The sequence below is a fragment of the Streptomyces sp. NPDC050546 genome (assembly GCF_044457425.1).
Taxonomy (GTDB): domain Bacteria; phylum Actinomycetota; class Actinomycetes; order Streptomycetales; family Streptomycetaceae; genus Streptomyces.
The window spans coordinates 446,855-462,152 of sequence record NZ_JBITGX010000005.1; the positions used below are offsets into that span (position 1 = coordinate 446,855).

A 15,298-nucleotide genomic window follows, 5' to 3' on the forward strand; every position below is an offset into this window, starting at 1 on the left:
TCTCCGGTTGGAGATTGCGGCTGAACTCGTGCGAGGCTCGCGAGCATGAGTGAGGAGAACCTGCACGAGATCATGAGCAACGTTGAGAGATCGGTCCGTGACTTCACTGATGCAGAAGTTGCCCTCACAGAGGCCCAGCAACGGTTCGACCTCATGCGACAGAACGTGCTGGACCGGGTCGAGTGTCTGCGTGATGCAGTGGAAGCTGTCCACGCCCCGGAACTGATCGAGGTGCTTAGGCACCTTTACTGGCAGCAGCCCGGGATCCATGGCCGGGCCCTGGCCGAGGCCGCCGGCCTCACCCTCAACGACATGCTCGCGGCGATCGGCCCTACCCCTTCAGGGACCTTCTGCACCAACTGTGGGTCGGAGCTGCTGCGAACCAGCCGCTCCTGGAAGCCTTCAGGGCGGCAAGGACGGCTGCTGTGTCCGGACTGCGCAGCGCACGAACAACACGACCGGAGCCGCCAGTGGAGTGCGGACCTCCTGCGGGCCCGGTTCATCAGCGAGGCTGCCGTGGAGGCGCCGCTCCGGGACTGGCGCGCTGCCGCCGAGCTGGTGCTGGCCTATCCCCCGCTGTCCCAGCACATCGAGCGGGGCAGCACGGCAGACCACCAAGAGGGCATCTGGCGCGGCTGGGAGAACGCACGAGTCATCCGCAACCGGCTCATACGAGCGGCCGCCGCCGACGACGACGTCGTGACGGTTCCCGCACGGCTGGCCCAACAGCTCGTGTCCACCGCTCTGAAGGTGGCCGACTGGGACTCAGCTCGTACCCGAGACATCGTCGACCCGATCACCCACGAACCGGCGCTTGCTCTGCTGACCCGCTTGAATCGGGCAACCCACGACACCGTCCAAGATGCCCGCCACAGGGCGGCTGCCATGTACCCAGAGGGCTACGAGCCGAGCCCGGATGAACTGGACGAGCTGTGGAGCGGCACCGACATCAAGGCCCGCACGTCCTGAGCGTTCTGTGTGGGCCGGGCCGGTCTGATGCGGCCAGGAGTACTCCTGGCCGCCGTCATACCCCGCCGTGCCGGTGAAGCCTGAGATCAAGCACTACCCGTCAACATCTGGGGCGGCTTCGTCCAGCTCACTCGCGAGATTGTTCAAGATCGAGAGGACATCTGCTGGCAGCCCTTCCGGGCCCAGACCGCGGGCCCGGACGCGGCCCACCTTCCCCTTCTTGGTCGCCGACATCAGACGAAGTCCTTCGTAGACCTGCCGAGCAACGAAGTCGTCCGGCTCGAAATACAGACGCGAGACGCCAAAGAAGTCGGCAAGACCTTCCAGGACCACCGGGGCGGCAGCTGCTTCGGCACCCGTTCGCAAGGCCGTGACCTTGTCGGCTGTGACGACCTGCACCCCTGCGTAGGCGTTCACCGCCTCTGCGATCTCCTCGTCCCTCGGTGTAGCACCCGCCGAGTATGAGCGTTCGAGGAGGAGAGTGATCTTTTCGGCGAGTGTTCGGGGCGACTGCTCGGCCGGCGTGACGACAGCAGCCTCGTCCGTAGCCTCTTCGCCACGAGCCTTGGCAGCTGACCGTTCCTGCGCTCGCCTCAGCTCGTCCTCAGTCACCCCGTACTCGCTGGCCAGCGCTTCAAGGTACTTGGCCTTGAGGGGCCGTACCCCCTGTTCCGCGCCGGCCACCGGACCATCGCTCTTGGTACCGATGACCCTTGCCGTCTCGTACCGGTAGAGGCCGGCGTCGCACCGCAGGTCGGTGAGGTCGGGCAATCCATGGCGGGGGAACAGATCGTCCAACGGCTGTTCGAGAACCTTGGCAAGGGCAGGCAGCTTCTCCTGGTCCGGCTCGGACGAGCCCAGCTCCCACCCAGCCACCGTCGAATCCGCAATGCCGAGGGCGGATGCCACGTCGGACTGCGAGATCTCGGCGGCTCGACGTACCGCGCGCACACGGGCTCTATCGAAGCGGCGAGCTGGCATCAGACCTCGTTTTTTTGATGAACCGAGAAAACCTCGGCTTGTTGACTTTTCGCGAGAACCAAGATAGCTTCAGACTAGCGAAAAACGAGGGGGTTCGCACCCCTCTCCGCCTTCGTCCACCTGTTGGTTCCTCCGGGGACCAGCCCGGTGGCGAGGAGAAGCGGCACGTGACTCGTGCGCGTCTCTTCCCCTCAAAACGCCATCGGCGTCCGAGAGTTCGCACCTCTCGGACGCCAGACAGCTCGTGATCCGCTGCCCCAACAGGGACTCAAGATCACTCGCACAGCCACTCCGTGTCCTTTCGCACGGCACGACGGAGTGGCGTACCACATAGAGGAGTGTCGCATGTCCCCTACTGCGGACTGCAACCCGAATGCGAAGTCTGCCTCGGGACCGGATGAACGGTTGGCCGCGCAGCTTGCATCGATGCTGCCCGCCGAGGCCGCCGTCGTACAGGTTCGCCTCCACGGCCCTCGGACCCTGTGGCCCCACCTGGGACTCACCGCCGTCAGCGACCGCGGGCAGGCCCTTTCCGTGCCCCGAGCGAAGGCGTTGACCATGGCGCGGTGGATCATCCGCTCGTTCCCGCAGGCCGGCTGGGCAGCCTCCGGCGGCCATGCGTTCGACCTGCGGACAGCTCAGCTGCGTGGGCTGGGAACGTGATGTCGGCCTTGGCACCGGCGAGCGCGAGCCCGGCTGCCGCCCTCGGGCCCACCGAACTGCAAGGGCTCGCAGCCGTGATGAACCTGCTGGCTCACGCGGGCGGCATCGATGCGCTGCTGAGTAGCCGACCGTCAGAACCGGACGACAAGCGTCTCCATCTCGGATACAGCGAAGCGGCCGAGAGGCTGAACATTCCGGAAAAGTGGCTGCGCGAACGAATTTCAACGCTTCCTCACCGGAAGCTCGGGAAGTTCGTTCAGTTTACGGAGGAGGACCTCCGCGCCATTTCGGATATGCATTTCGTCAACCCCGGCACGGATACCGAGAAGCAACGCGAGTCTGCCTTGCTTTCACTTCAGCCTTCCAAGCGGTCGCGCAAGCGTTTCTGAACTCCTCGTGCGTGCAGGCGCGCGAAGGCGCTTGACGCTGTAAACATCGTGAGACACAAATGAGCACTGACATACGCGGTCTCATCGAGGCTGCACATCGGGGAGATTGGTCTCCTCTCATAGAAGAGTCGAAGAAAGCCCCCGGGAAGCACTGGGCGGAAGAAGCCAAATGCTCCAATCAGGACATCGACATCTTCTTCCCTCCCGGGGATGGACCCCGCGAAGATCATGAAATCGTGAAGAACAAGCTGGGCACTGCCCTCAACCGGCCACGCAATCTCTGCGCATCATGCCCACTGGCTGTGGCGTCCCGGTGCCTGGTCGAATCTCTCGGCGACGATGACGAGTTCGGTATTCGAGCCGGCCTCCTAGCATCAGAGCGGTACACACTGCGCGCAGCGTGGCAGCAGCGGCTGAACACGGAGTCGGTCCAGAGAGCCCTTCATGGCTGCACTGCGATTCTTACCGAGGCCGAGCGGAAAGCTGTGATTGCCCAGTTCGACGCAGACCCGTCACTCGAACCGTCCGCTGTAGCACGAGGGCTCGGCGTCACGCACGAATACCTATTGAAACTCGCGCGACGCCACCGGAAGAAGTACGAGTCCAGCTCAGCCGCAGCCATTCCTGCTCACAGCAGTGACGCTGCCTGACACGCCCCCACAGGGAAAAATTCTTCTCGCAAGGAATCCCTTGTGATTCCGGGAGCCCTTCATGTTCCAGGACGATGCCTCCGCTTCGTCGTGCACAAACCTCAGCACGGCGATCCGGAATATAGCCCCCACAGCAGTACTTGTCCGCGTGTATCCGGAGCGCAGGTCTGTTACCCACCTCTTCGAACCCGACTTCTATCGCATTCTCGTCGACCGCCGGACCGAAAGAATGGCGGCGGGCATGATAAGGCGGAAATTCTGCAACACCGCCGACTGGCGCATTGCCCATGATTTCCATCTCCCCACCGGGACCTTGTATCTCACTCCCGAACCTCATCAGAACGGGTACATCCCGGAAGATGATCACTCCTTCGGACTGTCCCCTGTCCGCCGCATAGCGATAGCTGACGGAAGTTACTGATGAGCGATATAGCGACCGAACTGGTCTGGTCAATGTCCCGGTCGTGCAGGGGCTCGCGGCTGGTCATGCTCGCTCTCGCCCGCGAGGCCGACGACAAGGGAAGGGCCACACTGACCCTGGAAAAAATATCCAGTCTCACCCGCCTCACCACACGCTCGATAACTAAGTGCCTCGGAGAACTGACGGCGCTCGGCGAACTGAGCCACGAACGCGGAGGAGGCGCCTCGAACCCCAACAGTTACTCGATACTCCTCTTCAACAAGAACGCGAAACTTCCAACTCGACCCCCCGAAGCGGTAGAAGAAGGAAAAAGGTTCTTGGAAGTCACGTCCGCAAACTCCCCTTCAACGGCTGCAAGTGGGAAGTTGACGCACGGCAATCCAGAATATTCTTCCTCGCGCACGCGTGGTGGTAATACTCCCTACGGGAGTATTACCACCACCAATAAGCAAGCTAGCTTGCTTACCTCAGGCCGAGAGAAGCCCCCAGCGCATCAGGATTCGGTGAAGGTCCCCGATGGCGCCAAGGACCTGGTAACAGCCATAACAAGTGCCGGAATGCTCGTCGGCTGGCGGCTGAACGAATCGGAATGGGATCGGGTAACAGCTCTCACAGCCCGTTGGGGGCATGAACGATTGGTCGAAATGGTCGCGCGCCGGTGGAACACCGACCGGCCTCCCCAGTCAGCCCGCTACCTGCTGCGTATCTGGGCTGACCTCCCCTCGCACGCCCCAACGGCGGGACCCCAGAGCAACGTTGTGCCGCTGCATAGGCAGACCTCAGGCTGGGCGTCATTTCAGAACTCAGAGCCAAGTGCTTACCAGAACGGATTTTGATCATGGCAGAGCCGGAGCGTGCGGGCAGCGCCAAGTCAATGCGCGCCATGGAACGAATACTCGCTGCGAAAGGAATTCAGCTCGTGCCCGACAGCCCTGCCGAGGAGTCACCGGAAAGAAACCCGGGCGACCGTGAGTGGCACCGCCGCGCTCGGGCCGACTACGCGCTGAATCGCTGGCAGACCGCCACCCCTCCCCGGTTCCGCGACGCTGAAGCGACGATGCCGGAGGTCACCGCATGGGCTGATCGCGCTCTCGGGGACGACGCCAGTGCCGGTGCTCTGCTTCTTACCGGTCTCACGGGGACGGGCAAGACACACCAGGCGTACGGCGCGTTGCGGAGGATCGCGGCCGGCGGACCGGACCGGTACGAGCTGATCGCCGTCAACTCTGCAGACATGTACGGAAACCTGCGCCCCTCACACGTAGTGGGTTCGTCGGAAAGGGAGCTTCGGCGGCTCAGTGAGGTGCAGTACCTGCTGCTCGATGACCTCGGCACGGCGAAGACCTCGGAGTGGACCGAGGAAGTGACCTATCGGCTCATCAACTACAGGTACAACCACTGCTTGCCGACGATCATCACATCCAACCTGCCTGCCCGCGACGACAATGGTCCCGACCTAAGCGATTTCGTCGGGGCTCGGGTGGCGAGTCGCCTGGCCGAGATGGTGACCACCCTTGTGCCGATGATCGGCGTTGACCGGCGGCGTGGCGGGAGGGCCGCCTGATGCCAACCCGTCTTCGCGGAGCACGGCGCGACGCCGCAGCCTTGTCCACAACCTGTGTATACGTCGGCCCCCGCAGCTGGTACGCGAACCCCTTCCGGGTTGGAGACCCCGGACCGTCTCTCCAAAGCATCCCGATGGACTCGGCAGAGACAGTGGACCTGTTCGCTGAAATGCTTCGCGGCGCTGTAGGCCGCTTCTACGCGACCCGATTCGCCCGCGATCTGCGCGGGATCGACCTGATGTGCACCTGCCCTCTCGATGCGCCGTGCCACGCCGATGTCCTGCTCCGCATCGCCAACGAGTCCGGCGGCCTGAACCGCACCTGCACCATCTCGGAAGGCCCTCGATGAGTCACCCGATCATGTTCGCTGCGGCCAAGCACCTCACGGCCGTCGAAAGGCGGCGCACTGCCTCGCGGGAAGACGCCTTCCGTACTTGGGGGCCCAGGTCCATCACGGCAGCGTCGAAGTACGCGCGTCGTCTCCTGGGCGATGCGGCCGTCACGCTCGACTGGGAGGTACTGGGGCTCCTCTCCTTCGAAGAACACCTGCAAGCCTGCGCCTCGCTCGACACCGTAGGCGGCCAGCACCTGGAGCTGTACTTCACCGACCAGGGCGGCACGGAGCGCATCCTGCTGCGTGTGTCGTGCGTGAGCTGCCCAAGCCAGCATGTGCACCATGTGACGTCCTTGGAACAGCTCGGACAGCTGCTCTCCCAGACCCCCGCTTGGCAGTCGATCGACCCGCGCGAGGGAGACGACCTCTGATGTCTCGCGCGCACATAGAGGCGACGGCAACCGATCCGCAGGGGGCCTACAGCCTTCGCGGAATGACGGCCTGGGACCGCTCCGCGATCATCTTGCTCGGGGCGGCCGGCTTCGCGTTCTCCTACGACGCGTTGCGGCAGATCGCCATCGCGATCCACGCGCGGGGGAGCCTGAGCTACCTGTTCCCGGTGTTCATCGACGGGTTCATCGCGTACGGCGTTCGAGCGATCGTGCTCCTTCGCCACCAGCGATTCGCCGCTCGGCTGTACGCCTGGTTTCTCTTCCTTGCGGCGACCGGGGCGAGTCTCGGCGCGAACGCCCTCCATGCCATCACGCTGAACGTCGGTCCGCAGGCCGGACGGTCCGCGCTGCACCTCGCGGACAGCGTCGTCGGCGTGCTGTCGACGCTCGCGCCGCTTGCGCTGGCAGGCTCCGTGCACCTCTACATCTTGATGGCGCGGACCGCCGAGCTGTCGGTCCCGGACGGCGGGGACAACGGTCCGGGACCGGTCCAGCAAGAGGTACCTCCGCCCGAAAGGATCGCGGCCCAGCCGAAACCCAGCGCACTGGAGGCGACAGTGACGGCCGAGGCACGAAGCCTCCCCGCTGGTCCGTCCGCGGTGGAACGTTCTGCCGACCACCCTGTTGACCTGCGGAAACGCAAGGAGGATGGAATCGGTGGCCTTCCTGCGGATGAGCCAAGCACGAATCCGTCCGCAGAAGCGGACGACGAGGATCAAGATCCGTGTGACCTGGCCGGACGGTCCTTCGACTCGACGGACCGGCGGACAGCGATGGCGACCACTGCGGCGGCCGAGTCCTCCATCCCGGCAGCGCCCCTTGCCCCGGCGGACGGCGCACAGTCGCCTGTCCCGGACGGTGCCGAGCTCCTGCCCGACCGGGAGACGGACGACCAGTGGCTGACGGACCTGCTGCCGATCGCGCGGGCTGCTTCCGAGGAAGCCGGACGGATCAGCCGTGACGCCGTGAAGGAGGCGGTCCGCGCGCATCAACCGATCAGCAATGACCGCTTGGGCGTGCTGCTGGCTCGGCTGAAGGAAGAGGAGGAGGCCGCGGCGACGACTCCCGCCGCAGCCTCCAGTGCCCTCTGGTGATCTCATCTCATGGGGTGCCGTCACGGCCTCCCGCGGTAAGAACCGCGGGAGGCCGTGGCAGGCCGCTTGATCAGGAAGGAATGACTATGTGGCTTCGCCGAACGGGCCGAGCGGAAGACGCGGCCCAACCCGACACCGTACATGCAGCGTCCGCGCTCGCCTCCCATCTCCAGAGGGGCGGCGAACTCGACCCGGTCCAGGTGGACGACCTTCCTCTTGCAGACGGAGAAGTCGCCTTCGCGGACGTGACGTGCTCGGCCGCCCGGTTCTACGGGACCCAGATCGCCTACCCACTGTCGGCCGGGTACTTCGAGAACCACCCCACCTTCGGCCGGCGGTGGATATCCAACAACCGACTCGACGCCCGGCGGCGACAGGAGGCGGAAGACGCCGCAGCCCCGCAGTGGCGCGATCGCACTGTGGCCCGGGTAGTCCTCACCTCCACCGGAGTACGACTCAGGCCGTCCGGGGCGGCCACCTGGTTGCCGTTCGACCATGCCCTCCTGTCAGAGGTCACCGTGAGGCAACCCCAGGTCGTGCTCTCGTACACGGTGTGTGCGCCGGTTCTCCTCTCCAGCCCAGCCGCGCCGTGGCTCGGCGTAGCAATCGAGCACCTGCGCTTCACCACATAGGACACCGCCTTCGGGAGCAGGGCACCCCGCGGCACCAGGTCGAGGCAGGCGTGAAGAGGCTGCTCGCCACCCGAGGCTCGTGGCCGGCGGCTGACCTTCGAACCCTCCGGCCACCCGCTCGCCCTCATCGCGCGCTCGGCCGATCCATGACCGGTACTGGCGTTCGGTCGTGTGCCGCCTACCCCACCAGCCGTGCATCATCACCCGGCGGCCCGCCGTCAGGATTAGGTGGACCCCTCACCGTCCACGCCACTCATCGCCCCACCCGATCTCGTCGGTGTAGGTCCGCAGCGGCAGCTGCACGGCGGCCGCGACCTCACCCAGCTCGTCGAGGAACTGCGCCAGCGGCACACGCAGCGTCGGCGGCGTCGCGAGGAAGCACTCCCGGCATCGGTCGAACCAGCGGGACCCGTGAGCCACGTCGTGGATCACGCCGCTGGTACGGGAGGGCAGACCGCAAGATGAACAGGGCGGCTCCTGCTGCATCCGCGCCCAGGTCTGGGCGAAGCGGGGCGCGGGAGGGGCAGGGGAGAGGGAAGCCAGGTCGACGCCCAGCTTGTGGGCGGCCTCCTCGCCATTCATTCCGACTCCTCCCGGGGGGGTGCAGATGACCACGGGGCGCACCGATCCTAGAATAGAACGCATGAACGATTCTGGGGCGTCGCGACTCGCGCTGCTCCACTTCCTGGCACGCGTGCAGGAGCGCGACCTGGCCCGCACCCGCAGGTGGATCGCCACCGAGGAAGCCCGAGAGGCTGAGCGGCGCGTCGGTGCAGAACGGCGTCCGCCGCCGCCCGAGTGGCTGATCGAGCGCGGCCTAGACCGCAACAACATCGTCGCCGTGCACGCCGGCGGGTGCTGGGACACGGGCAGGAGGACGAAGTCCGTGACCAGAGCACAGGCTGTCGACGCGCTACGGAACCACGTGCCGGCGTGTTCGAAGTGCAGGCCGGACACGGCGCTCGGCATCGAGGGCTAGAGCTCATCAGGCTGTGCGTTGTGGCTGCGAAGGGTGCAGCCGCTCGCCGTGAAGGCCTACCGGTCGTGAGATACCGGCCCCAACGACTACACCCCAGCCCCCGGCTGATGTCCGTGTGACGATCATCGTCGTCCACGTCAAGGACACACCGCCGGAGTGCATCTGCAAGGGCTGAGGCAGGCCCGGGAAGCGACCGCCTCAAGACGATCGCGGCCCGGGCCCTGTCGTGCGTCCTCCTCGTGTTGTTGCAGTTCGCCCTCTCACGCTCCTGCATCGCTCGACGTGAGTGCCTACCGTCGAGGCAGGGCGGCTTCGGGAAGGTGGACACCGGCACCCGGGCCTGCTTCTCTGAGCTAGGGGGTCCGCACATGGCATGGCAGGAGTGGCGCAGCTGCGCCGATCCGGAACATAGGTACGTAGGGGGCGCCGTACCGACCCGGGGCGGCGAGGATCAAGACATGCCCCTCATTCTGTTCGACCTCCTACAGGATGAGGAGCGGGACTGGATCTCTCTGGCCACCCCTGAGGGCAATCCTTGCTGCCTCGTTGACCGAGGCCTGCCCATTCGGCGCAGGCCAGGCCCCGACGACGGAGTGACCCCAGCCCCGGAGATACTCCTCTGGGTGGCAACGGCAGTCGGTGGCGTGATTGCCGCACCGTTCTTGCAGGCTCTGGCGTCCGCGGCAGGAGAAAGCGCCTACCAGTTCATCCGCAGCCGCTTCCAACGACACAAGAAAGTGTCCGAACTACCCCCCGGACACCAGGTAATCAGGCTGAGCACATTGGATTACCGGATGCACGTTGAGATCCCAGGAACGGTCACCGAGGAGGCGCTCCAGGCGTTCATCGACCAGATGCCGACGCTGCTGGCGGATGCCCCTGAGTCGCACGTCATCAATATTCACTGGCACGGTGGGCCCGAATGGCACCGCCAGGACATGGAATGAGAGGCACCGGCTCGTACTGAACGTCCGTGGCCCTCAATTAGCCTAGCGGCCCAGAATATTCGGGCCGGTTGTGATCATCCCAGGAAATTGCCTCGGCGGGGACGCGCATGACGGAGTCTCCTGTCACGAACGTGTTCGCGTACGAAAGGTTGGAGGGGGGTGCAGTTACTCGGAATACGTTGCTGCCCCAGGGGGCGGGAAGTCGTTCCTTGTACTTTTTCCCGTTTGAAGAGATGACCAAATGCGCTTCAAAAGAGCATGATTTCTTTGAAGCGAAGAACCTGATGACCACCTCTCGCTGGTCTCCTTGTTCAAGTGCAAGGTCCATGGGCTTGAGATCGCCGACGAGGTCGTTCTCGGTGAGAGCGTGAGGGACAGGCCGGACCGCCTCTACGTTAAAGGCCCAATAGGCGGGATTCGCGAAGCTCCCACCATCCCCGATCGGAGGGTTGCGAATCAAAGAGCTTCTGGCGGGCTCCGAACATTTCAGGCGAGAGATTTCGACCCCCTGGATGAGGACCGTGTTCTTGTGCTTGCCGACGATATTGACTGAAGTACCGACTGAATTGAGCGCTGACCAACGAGTCCAGAGCCACTCCCACGAGGGTGCATCGGGGTTAGTCCCTACCTGATCGAAAAGAGCACCTTCGTGTTTCGCGCCCTGGTCGGAGTCTGTGGCGAACCAGCCTGGGCCGTAGTATGACTCTCCCGAAGAGATGGTTACGGGGGAGCCTTTCTCGACCTTCTCCTCCGCCTTATCCTTGTCGCGCTCCCTTAGGTAGTCCAGGATGGCTGGGCCAGTCTGAACAGTGGTGGCTACGACCGCCAGTGCGCCGATCACTGCCGTAACGCGCCCGATCCGGAGCCCTCCCTTTCCGATCTCACGTGCTTCTTGAGCCGATCTCCGTGAGATCTCGTTGGCTTCCAGAGCGGGATCGACGGGTGGCGCTACCCATACGTGGGGGTTTCCTGGCTGCTGGCCGGGAATCAAGGGTGCGTTGCCATGCCCCGCCGGCCCCGCAGCGGACGGCTGGCTCGGCGAACCGTTGTTTTGCTGATGGCTGCTGCCCTGCTGCCCTGTGGCGTTGCCGGGCAGCTGGGGCGGGGGCGTGGACATATTTCCCTCCGTCACGCTGAGAGGCATCAACTCGTTTTGATGTGAACGAAGTTGTGGCACAAGGGGTTGCGCGTGTCCACCGCATTCTTTGGGTGTGGCTGGTTTGTGTCGCATCCTGGCGCAGTTGCTTCCGGAGCGGGATCGCAACACAAGGGCCAACCTTGCCAACGCCGCTGGTTCTGGGCCGGGCGAACCGCGTGAGAGACAAGGGATCACTCTTGGCAACCAGAGACTTCGCTGTCCGTACAGAACCGCATGTCGCCAACATGGGCCAGTTGGGCACGCTCAAATTCGGACGACTGAGCGGTGCTGCGCTGCAGAATCGTCAGTCGCCGTAGTACCGGTCGTAGGAGGCAGAGCGCTCCTCCACTGAAAAGCTCTCGAATTCGCCGTCCGCCTCGAGCTCGCGCAGTCGATCCAGCGCCGCCGCAGCAGCAGGTGCACGGTTGGCCGAGAGGTGGGCCTTCGTCGCGTCGAGCCCGTGTCCAAGCAGGAATTCGATGTCGATCGAGCACGCTGCGTCGAAGCTAGCTTGCTTCGCACTCCAAACCAGGAGCACGTCGTCGACGTCGCCGCTGTTGAACAGCTGGAAGCAGCAGAGCCTCATCAGCTCGGTGTCGCCCTCGCCCTGGGCGCGTTGCTCACGCGCCGTGTGCTCTCTGAGGAGTGCACGGACCTCGTCGAGATCCGCGCCGACGGGGCGAAGCCCATAGCGGCGCAAGCTTTCCTTGACATCCATCGCTGGTCCCCTTGATCGTCCGGCCCGGCCCGTGGCCTATCGGCCCCGCCCATCGCCGTTCAGTCGGACGACAGCCTCTCTGCCGGTCACAGCATGCACACCGAGGCCCGGCCCATATGGGTCGGCGGCCATCGGCGCAGGTGACCGGGCCCACGCTACCCGATATCACCCAATCAAGTTGAGTAGTCGACCAGGTGAACTGGGACGCCTCGGCGGTCGTGGGTCAACCCGGTTTCCCACTACACCGTGTCGCCGAAATGGTCTCGCGGTCGCAGAAGTCGGAACATAATTCCAGGGTGTTGGTTCCAAGTTTCTGCTGATTCGAGTTGTCCGCGGACCCCTGCAAGGATTTGGGCACGGTCGGCGCCAAGGGCATTCTCGGCCGACGGAGGTTCCGTTGTTGAACCTCACCTTTCCGAATGTAGGGGTTGATGGCCTTGATATGAGAAATCGGAGATCCACGCCGGTCGACTGAGTATCGGCCCAGTGAGCGTGCATAAGAATCATCGCAGATGGGACCGAGAGGGTTCCGATCTCTTCCTCGAATTCTCCGGCAGACGCCGGTATCAGCCGCAGGAGTAAATCCCCCTCCTCCTGCGAAGGGGGTGTTGCGGCCCTTCTCGTGCCTCTCGGGGCCGCAACACCCGCTACCTCGCCGCTTAGTTGCGGGCCTTCGGTCGCGGCAGCTCGACCGCCTCATGAAACCAATCTTCCTAAGGAGCAGCTTCGTGCTGACATCCCGCCTTTTCACGCGCACCATGCCCATCGCTCTGGGTGGCGCGCTCGTCGCCACCGCCTTGTCCGCCGGCTCCGCCTCCGCGAGTTCCGGCCCTTGGCGCTCCACTGGCGGCGGCGGGCAGGGCTTTTACAACAGCGTCAACGGCCAGGTCAGCGCATGTGACATCAAGACGGACGGTTACAAGGCGGTAGTCCAGATCTTCGCGAACGACGGCCGACTGCTCACCACCACCACGGACGGCTACAACAACGACAGTTGCTCGTGGAAGACCCCCGTTCTGTTCGAGGGCACTCACAAGATCAAGGTCTGTGTGCAGAAGGGCAATGCACGCCCCGTGAAGTGCAGCTCAGCCCACGCGTTCTACGCCACCTGACCCTTCCCTCTCCTTCCCATGGAAGCTCGTGGTCCTCACATGCCTCGTTCCAAGCGTTTTATACCTATACCTTCGGCAATGGCTGTGGCAGCTTTCGCGGCCGCTCTGTCAACAGGGTGCTCAAGCTCGACAGTCGGCCCGTCCAAACCCGTCAGCGCGACTACACATCCGCCCTCAGTCTCGGCGGGCGGCACCGGGTCAGGTTCGCCACAGGTGACAAGCCCTGCGTCATCCTCGAGTACCGCTTTGACGAGGAACATCGAGCGCACGGCCCGGGCCTTCACCATCTCCTACGCCGAGCACGACGCACGCGACGGCAAGGACGGCTCGTACGCTGATGCCGGCGCTCGGGCAGCCCGGCTCGCAGCAGGTGAACTCGCTGGTCTCCTTGGCCAAAAGCGACCGAGTCAAGACACCATGTGGGCCGCGCTGCGAGCCGAGAAGGCCCAACAGACAGCCAAGATCGTCTCTGTCGTGGTCCCCGACGGCGCACAGGCGGTGACGGGGTCGTCCGCGCTCGTCCGAGTGGGCTACACCGTCACGACAACCGCCAAGTCCGGGCTCGCGCGTCACAGCAGCGAACACCTCGCTCTACGCCTGGAGCACACCACCAAGGGCTGGCGCGTCACCGCCCTGCCCTTGGCTTGACAGGGCAGCGATGAACAAGGGAACACAGGCTGGCCTGGGCTTCATCATGGCCGCCCTCGCCTCGGGTGTCGCTCTGCTGACCACGTTCGGCGGGGCCGAAAGCGCCTCCGCGCAGAAGACCGGCCCCGGTGGCGGTATCACGACGGACGCACCCGTTCCCGGATGGCTGCGCGAACTCATCAACCAGCACGCGGGCGAGTGCCCGCAGGTTACGGCCTCGCTCCTGGCGGCTCAGCTCTACACCGAGAGCGGCTTCGACTCGGGCCAGACCTCGCCGGTCGGGGCCCGCGGAATCGCTCAGTTCATGCCCGCGACCTGGGCCCAGCACGGCAAGGACGGTGACGGGGACGGGGTCAAGGACATCCGTAACCCGGCCGACGCCATCGCCGCACAAAGCGCGTACGACTGCACCTTGGCCAACGAGGTCAAGGACGTGCCAGGCGACTCGACGGAGAACATGCTCGCCGCGTTCAACGCAGGCGGCGGGGCGGTCATCAAGTTCGGAGGTATCCCCCCGTACCCCGAAACCCGCAACTACGTGCGGAACATCCGGGCGTTGGCCTCGAAATGGGCAGACGCCGTCCGCCCGGACGCTCTGGCCGGCAAAGGCGCCGCTCGTGCGGTCCTTGCCGCGAAGACGGCCCTGGGCTCCTGGTACCGGTGGGGCGGCAGTTGCGTCATGCCGTACAAGGGCGTGGGCGGATGCGACTGCTCGTCGCTCACCAAGATGGCCTGGGGCAAGGCGGGCGTGAACCTTCCTCGGGTCACCTACGACCAGGTCCATGCCGGGACCGCGGTGAAGAGCGTTTCCCAGCTAGCTGCCGGTGACCTGCTGTTCAGCGTCCCAGGCAGCGCGGGCCCCGAACACGTCGGCATGTACATCGGCGACGGCCAGGTGATCGACGCCCCGCGCACCGGTACCCAGGTGCGCATCAAGCCGCTCAGCTACTGGAAGCCGCAGATCGTCGCGATGCGACACATCGGCTAATCCCCCCAACTATCCCATTAGTTACCAAATAACCAAGGGACTGACCATGCATAACCTCCTGTCGGCCACCACCGACCCCTCCGTGCAAACGACGCTCGCTGCCGGTGCCGATGTCGTGTCCGGTGTGAAGCCGGACTGGGGCCCGTTCGGGAAGCTCGGCGGCACGGCGAAGGTGATCCTCGGCGTCATCGCGGCTGTTGTCCTCGTTGTCGGCGCTGGCGCCTTCCTGGCGGGGGTCGGCAAGTCGAAGGGATGGTTCGGTGAAGGCCACAGCACGATGGACAGTTCGCGCGGCAAGGGCATGATGGTCGGTGGCCTGGCCTGCGTCTTCCTCGTGGCCTCCTTCGGCACCATCTTCACCATCACGTACGGCATGGGTGTGTGACCGTGGCTTCCCGATCCCGAAGGAGGAACACGCCCCCCACCAAGGCGGCCGAGGCCCGCAGGCCATCGGCGAAGCTCTGGGGTATCGCCGTCGGCGGTGCGGCGGCAGTCACTGCGGCCGGGGTGATCGTCAGCCTGGCCACCGGTAACCCGGCTCCCCCCGCTCCCGCCCGGTCAGCACCCGCTCTCTCGGCACCGCAGGCGGCCGGGGAGGGCGTACATGAGGCGCACGGC

General features: G+C 64.8%; 20 protein-coding genes. 16 read left to right on the forward strand and 4 right to left on the reverse strand.

What is annotated here, in order from left to right; genetic code table 11:
- Positions 1 to 45 precede the first annotated feature (45 nt).
- Positions 46 to 969 (forward strand): hypothetical protein, encoded by a 924-nt coding sequence (locus tag ACIBK5_RS15765; protein ID WP_399019894.1) that lies wholly within the window; start codon positions 46 to 48, stop codon positions 967 to 969.
- Between the two features lie 93 nt (positions 970 to 1,062).
- Here ACIBK5_RS15765 and ACIBK5_RS15770 read toward each other — a convergent pair whose 3' ends face one another.
- Positions 1,063 to 1,920: a helix-turn-helix transcriptional regulator gene (locus tag ACIBK5_RS15770; RefSeq protein ID WP_399019896.1), complete on the reverse strand. Its 858-nt coding sequence runs from the start codon at positions 1,918 to 1,920 to the stop codon at positions 1,063 to 1,065.
- A 375-nt stretch (positions 1,921 to 2,295) separates the two neighbouring features.
- Here ACIBK5_RS15770 and ACIBK5_RS15775 point away from each other — a divergent pair, with 375 nt between their 5' ends.
- The 9 genes from ACIBK5_RS15775 (at position 2,296) to ACIBK5_RS15815 (ending at position 8,150) form a co-directional block, all read left to right on the forward strand.
- Positions 2,296 to 2,613 (forward strand): transcriptional regulator, encoded by a 318-nt coding sequence (locus ACIBK5_RS15775; RefSeq protein ID WP_399019898.1) that lies wholly within the window; start codon positions 2,296 to 2,298, stop codon positions 2,611 to 2,613.
- The gene (locus tag ACIBK5_RS15780) at positions 2,613 to 3,002 is read left to right on the forward strand and encodes a hypothetical protein (RefSeq protein WP_399019899.1); all 390 of its coding nucleotides are present in this window, start codon (positions 2,613 to 2,615) and stop codon (positions 3,000 to 3,002) included. The genes ACIBK5_RS15775 and ACIBK5_RS15780 overlap by 1 nt, the downstream gene beginning before the upstream one ends.
- Before the next feature lie 59 nt (positions 3,003 to 3,061).
- Positions 3,062 to 3,652 (forward strand): WhiB family transcriptional regulator, encoded by a 591-nt coding sequence (locus ACIBK5_RS15785; RefSeq protein ID WP_399019901.1) that lies wholly within the window; start codon positions 3,062 to 3,064, stop codon positions 3,650 to 3,652.
- A 61-nt stretch (positions 3,653 to 3,713) separates the two neighbouring features.
- Positions 3,714 to 4,073 carry a hypothetical protein gene (locus tag ACIBK5_RS15790; protein WP_399019903.1) on the forward strand — a complete coding sequence of 120 codons (360 nt, stop codon included), beginning with the start codon at positions 3,714 to 3,716 and terminating at the stop codon, positions 4,071 to 4,073.
- An 838-nt stretch (positions 4,074 to 4,911) separates the two neighbouring features.
- A complete protein-coding gene (locus ACIBK5_RS15795) occupies positions 4,912 to 5,637 on the forward strand; it encodes an ATP-binding protein (RefSeq protein WP_399019904.1) in 726 nt (241 codons plus the stop codon).
- The gene (locus ACIBK5_RS15800; protein ID WP_399019906.1) at positions 5,637 to 5,987 is read left to right on the forward strand and encodes a DUF4326 domain-containing protein; all 351 of its coding nucleotides are present in this window, start codon (positions 5,637 to 5,639) and stop codon (positions 5,985 to 5,987) included. Before ACIBK5_RS15795 ends, ACIBK5_RS15800 begins: the two co-directional genes overlap by 1 nt.
- Positions 5,984 to 6,403, forward strand: coding sequence for a DUF6195 family protein (locus ACIBK5_RS15805; RefSeq protein WP_399019908.1), 420 nt, complete (start codon positions 5,984 to 5,986; stop codon positions 6,401 to 6,403). Before ACIBK5_RS15800 ends, ACIBK5_RS15805 begins: the two co-directional genes overlap by 4 nt.
- Before the next feature lie 62 nt (positions 6,404 to 6,465).
- On the forward strand, positions 6,466 to 7,518 hold the full coding sequence (locus ACIBK5_RS15810; RefSeq protein WP_399019910.1) for a DUF2637 domain-containing protein: 1,053 nt from the start codon (positions 6,466 to 6,468) through the stop codon (positions 7,516 to 7,518).
- An 86-nt stretch (positions 7,519 to 7,604) separates the two neighbouring features.
- Positions 7,605 to 8,150 (forward strand): hypothetical protein, encoded by a 546-nt coding sequence (locus ACIBK5_RS15815; protein WP_399019912.1) that lies wholly within the window; start codon positions 7,605 to 7,607, stop codon positions 8,148 to 8,150.
- A 237-nt stretch (positions 8,151 to 8,387) separates the two neighbouring features.
- Here ACIBK5_RS15815 and ACIBK5_RS15820 read toward each other — a convergent pair whose 3' ends face one another.
- The gene (locus ACIBK5_RS15820; RefSeq protein ID WP_399019914.1) at positions 8,388 to 8,732 is read right to left on the reverse strand and encodes a hypothetical protein; all 345 of its coding nucleotides are present in this window, start codon (positions 8,730 to 8,732) and stop codon (positions 8,388 to 8,390) included.
- A gap of 61 nt (positions 8,733 to 8,793) precedes the next feature.
- Between ACIBK5_RS15820 and ACIBK5_RS15825 the strand changes: the two genes are divergently transcribed.
- Both ACIBK5_RS15825 and ACIBK5_RS15830 read left to right on the forward strand, forming a co-directional pair.
- The gene (locus ACIBK5_RS15825; RefSeq protein ID WP_399019916.1) at positions 8,794 to 9,129 is read left to right on the forward strand and encodes a DUF6233 domain-containing protein; all 336 of its coding nucleotides are present in this window, start codon (positions 8,794 to 8,796) and stop codon (positions 9,127 to 9,129) included.
- A 623-nt stretch (positions 9,130 to 9,752) separates the two neighbouring features.
- Positions 9,753 to 10,076 (forward strand): hypothetical protein, encoded by a 324-nt coding sequence (locus ACIBK5_RS15830; RefSeq protein ID WP_399019918.1) that lies wholly within the window; start codon positions 9,753 to 9,755, stop codon positions 10,074 to 10,076.
- 37 nt (positions 10,077 to 10,113) lie between these two features.
- Here the strand turns inward: ACIBK5_RS15830 and ACIBK5_RS15835 are convergent, their stop codons facing one another.
- Both ACIBK5_RS15835 and ACIBK5_RS15840 read right to left on the reverse strand, forming a co-directional pair.
- On the reverse strand, positions 10,114 to 11,193 hold the full coding sequence (locus tag ACIBK5_RS15835) for a hypothetical protein (protein ID WP_399019920.1): 1,080 nt from the start codon (positions 11,191 to 11,193) through the stop codon (positions 10,114 to 10,116).
- A 325-nt stretch (positions 11,194 to 11,518) separates the two neighbouring features.
- The gene (locus ACIBK5_RS15840) at positions 11,519 to 11,932 is read right to left on the reverse strand and encodes a hypothetical protein (protein ID WP_399019922.1); all 414 of its coding nucleotides are present in this window, start codon (positions 11,930 to 11,932) and stop codon (positions 11,519 to 11,521) included.
- Positions 11,933 to 12,660: 728 nt separating this feature from the next.
- Here ACIBK5_RS15840 and ACIBK5_RS15845 point away from each other — a divergent pair.
- The 4 genes from ACIBK5_RS15845 to ACIBK5_RS15860 all read left to right on the forward strand — a co-directional run bounded on the left by ACIBK5_RS15845 (position 12,661) and on the right by ACIBK5_RS15860 (position 15,065).
- Positions 12,661 to 13,044 (forward strand): hypothetical protein, encoded by a 384-nt coding sequence (locus tag ACIBK5_RS15845; protein WP_399019924.1) that lies wholly within the window; start codon positions 12,661 to 12,663, stop codon positions 13,042 to 13,044.
- A gap of 246 nt (positions 13,045 to 13,290) precedes the next feature.
- Positions 13,291 to 13,692 carry a hypothetical protein gene (locus tag ACIBK5_RS15850; RefSeq protein WP_399019926.1) on the forward strand — a complete coding sequence of 134 codons (402 nt, stop codon included), beginning with the start codon at positions 13,291 to 13,293 and terminating at the stop codon, positions 13,690 to 13,692.
- 10 nt (positions 13,693 to 13,702) lie between these two features.
- The gene (locus ACIBK5_RS15855) at positions 13,703 to 14,680 is read left to right on the forward strand and encodes an NlpC/P60 family protein (protein ID WP_399019927.1); all 978 of its coding nucleotides are present in this window, start codon (positions 13,703 to 13,705) and stop codon (positions 14,678 to 14,680) included.
- Between the two features lie 46 nt (positions 14,681 to 14,726).
- Positions 14,727 to 15,065 (forward strand): hypothetical protein, encoded by a 339-nt coding sequence (locus ACIBK5_RS15860; RefSeq protein WP_399019929.1) that lies wholly within the window; start codon positions 14,727 to 14,729, stop codon positions 15,063 to 15,065.
- Positions 15,066 to 15,298: the final 233 nt, after the last annotated feature.

Bases quoted from the DNA above. Each gene is read 5' to 3' on its own strand.
- ACIBK5_RS15835 (WP_399019920.1), bottom strand. From the start codon at position 11,193: ATGTCCACGCCCCCGCCCCAGCTGCCCGGCAACGCCACAGGGCAGCAG.
- ACIBK5_RS15860 (WP_399019929.1), top strand. From the start codon at position 14,727: ATGCATAACCTCCTGTCGGCCACCACCGACCCCTCCGTGCAAACGACG.
- ACIBK5_RS15795 (WP_399019904.1), top strand. From the start codon at position 4,912: ATGGCAGAGCCGGAGCGTGCGGGCAGCGCCAAGTCAATGCGCGCCATG.
- ACIBK5_RS15765 (WP_399019894.1), top strand. From the start codon at position 46: ATGAGTGAGGAGAACCTGCACGAGATCATGAGCAACGTTGAGAGATCG.
- ACIBK5_RS15785 (WP_399019901.1), top strand. From the start codon at position 3,062: ATGAGCACTGACATACGCGGTCTCATCGAGGCTGCACATCGGGGAGAT.
- ACIBK5_RS15790 (WP_399019903.1), top strand. From the start codon at position 3,714: ATGTTCCAGGACGATGCCTCCGCTTCGTCGTGCACAAACCTCAGCACG.
- ACIBK5_RS15820 (WP_399019914.1), bottom strand. From the start codon at position 8,732: ATGAATGGCGAGGAGGCCGCCCACAAGCTGGGCGTCGACCTGGCTTCC.
- ACIBK5_RS15800 (WP_399019906.1), top strand. From the start codon at position 5,637: ATGCCAACCCGTCTTCGCGGAGCACGGCGCGACGCCGCAGCCTTGTCC.
- ACIBK5_RS15815 (WP_399019912.1), top strand. From the start codon at position 7,605: ATGTGGCTTCGCCGAACGGGCCGAGCGGAAGACGCGGCCCAACCCGAC.
- ACIBK5_RS15825 (WP_399019916.1), top strand. From the start codon at position 8,794: ATGAACGATTCTGGGGCGTCGCGACTCGCGCTGCTCCACTTCCTGGCA.
- ACIBK5_RS15810 (WP_399019910.1), top strand. From the start codon at position 6,466: ATGACGGCCTGGGACCGCTCCGCGATCATCTTGCTCGGGGCGGCCGGC.
- ACIBK5_RS15775 (WP_399019898.1), top strand. From the start codon at position 2,296: ATGTCCCCTACTGCGGACTGCAACCCGAATGCGAAGTCTGCCTCGGGA.
- ACIBK5_RS15780 (WP_399019899.1), top strand. From the start codon at position 2,613: ATGTCGGCCTTGGCACCGGCGAGCGCGAGCCCGGCTGCCGCCCTCGGG.
- ACIBK5_RS15855 (WP_399019927.1), top strand. From the start codon at position 13,703: ATGAACAAGGGAACACAGGCTGGCCTGGGCTTCATCATGGCCGCCCTC.
- ACIBK5_RS15840 (WP_399019922.1), bottom strand. From the start codon at position 11,932: ATGGATGTCAAGGAAAGCTTGCGCCGCTATGGGCTTCGCCCCGTCGGC.
- ACIBK5_RS15805 (WP_399019908.1), top strand. From the start codon at position 5,984: ATGAGTCACCCGATCATGTTCGCTGCGGCCAAGCACCTCACGGCCGTC.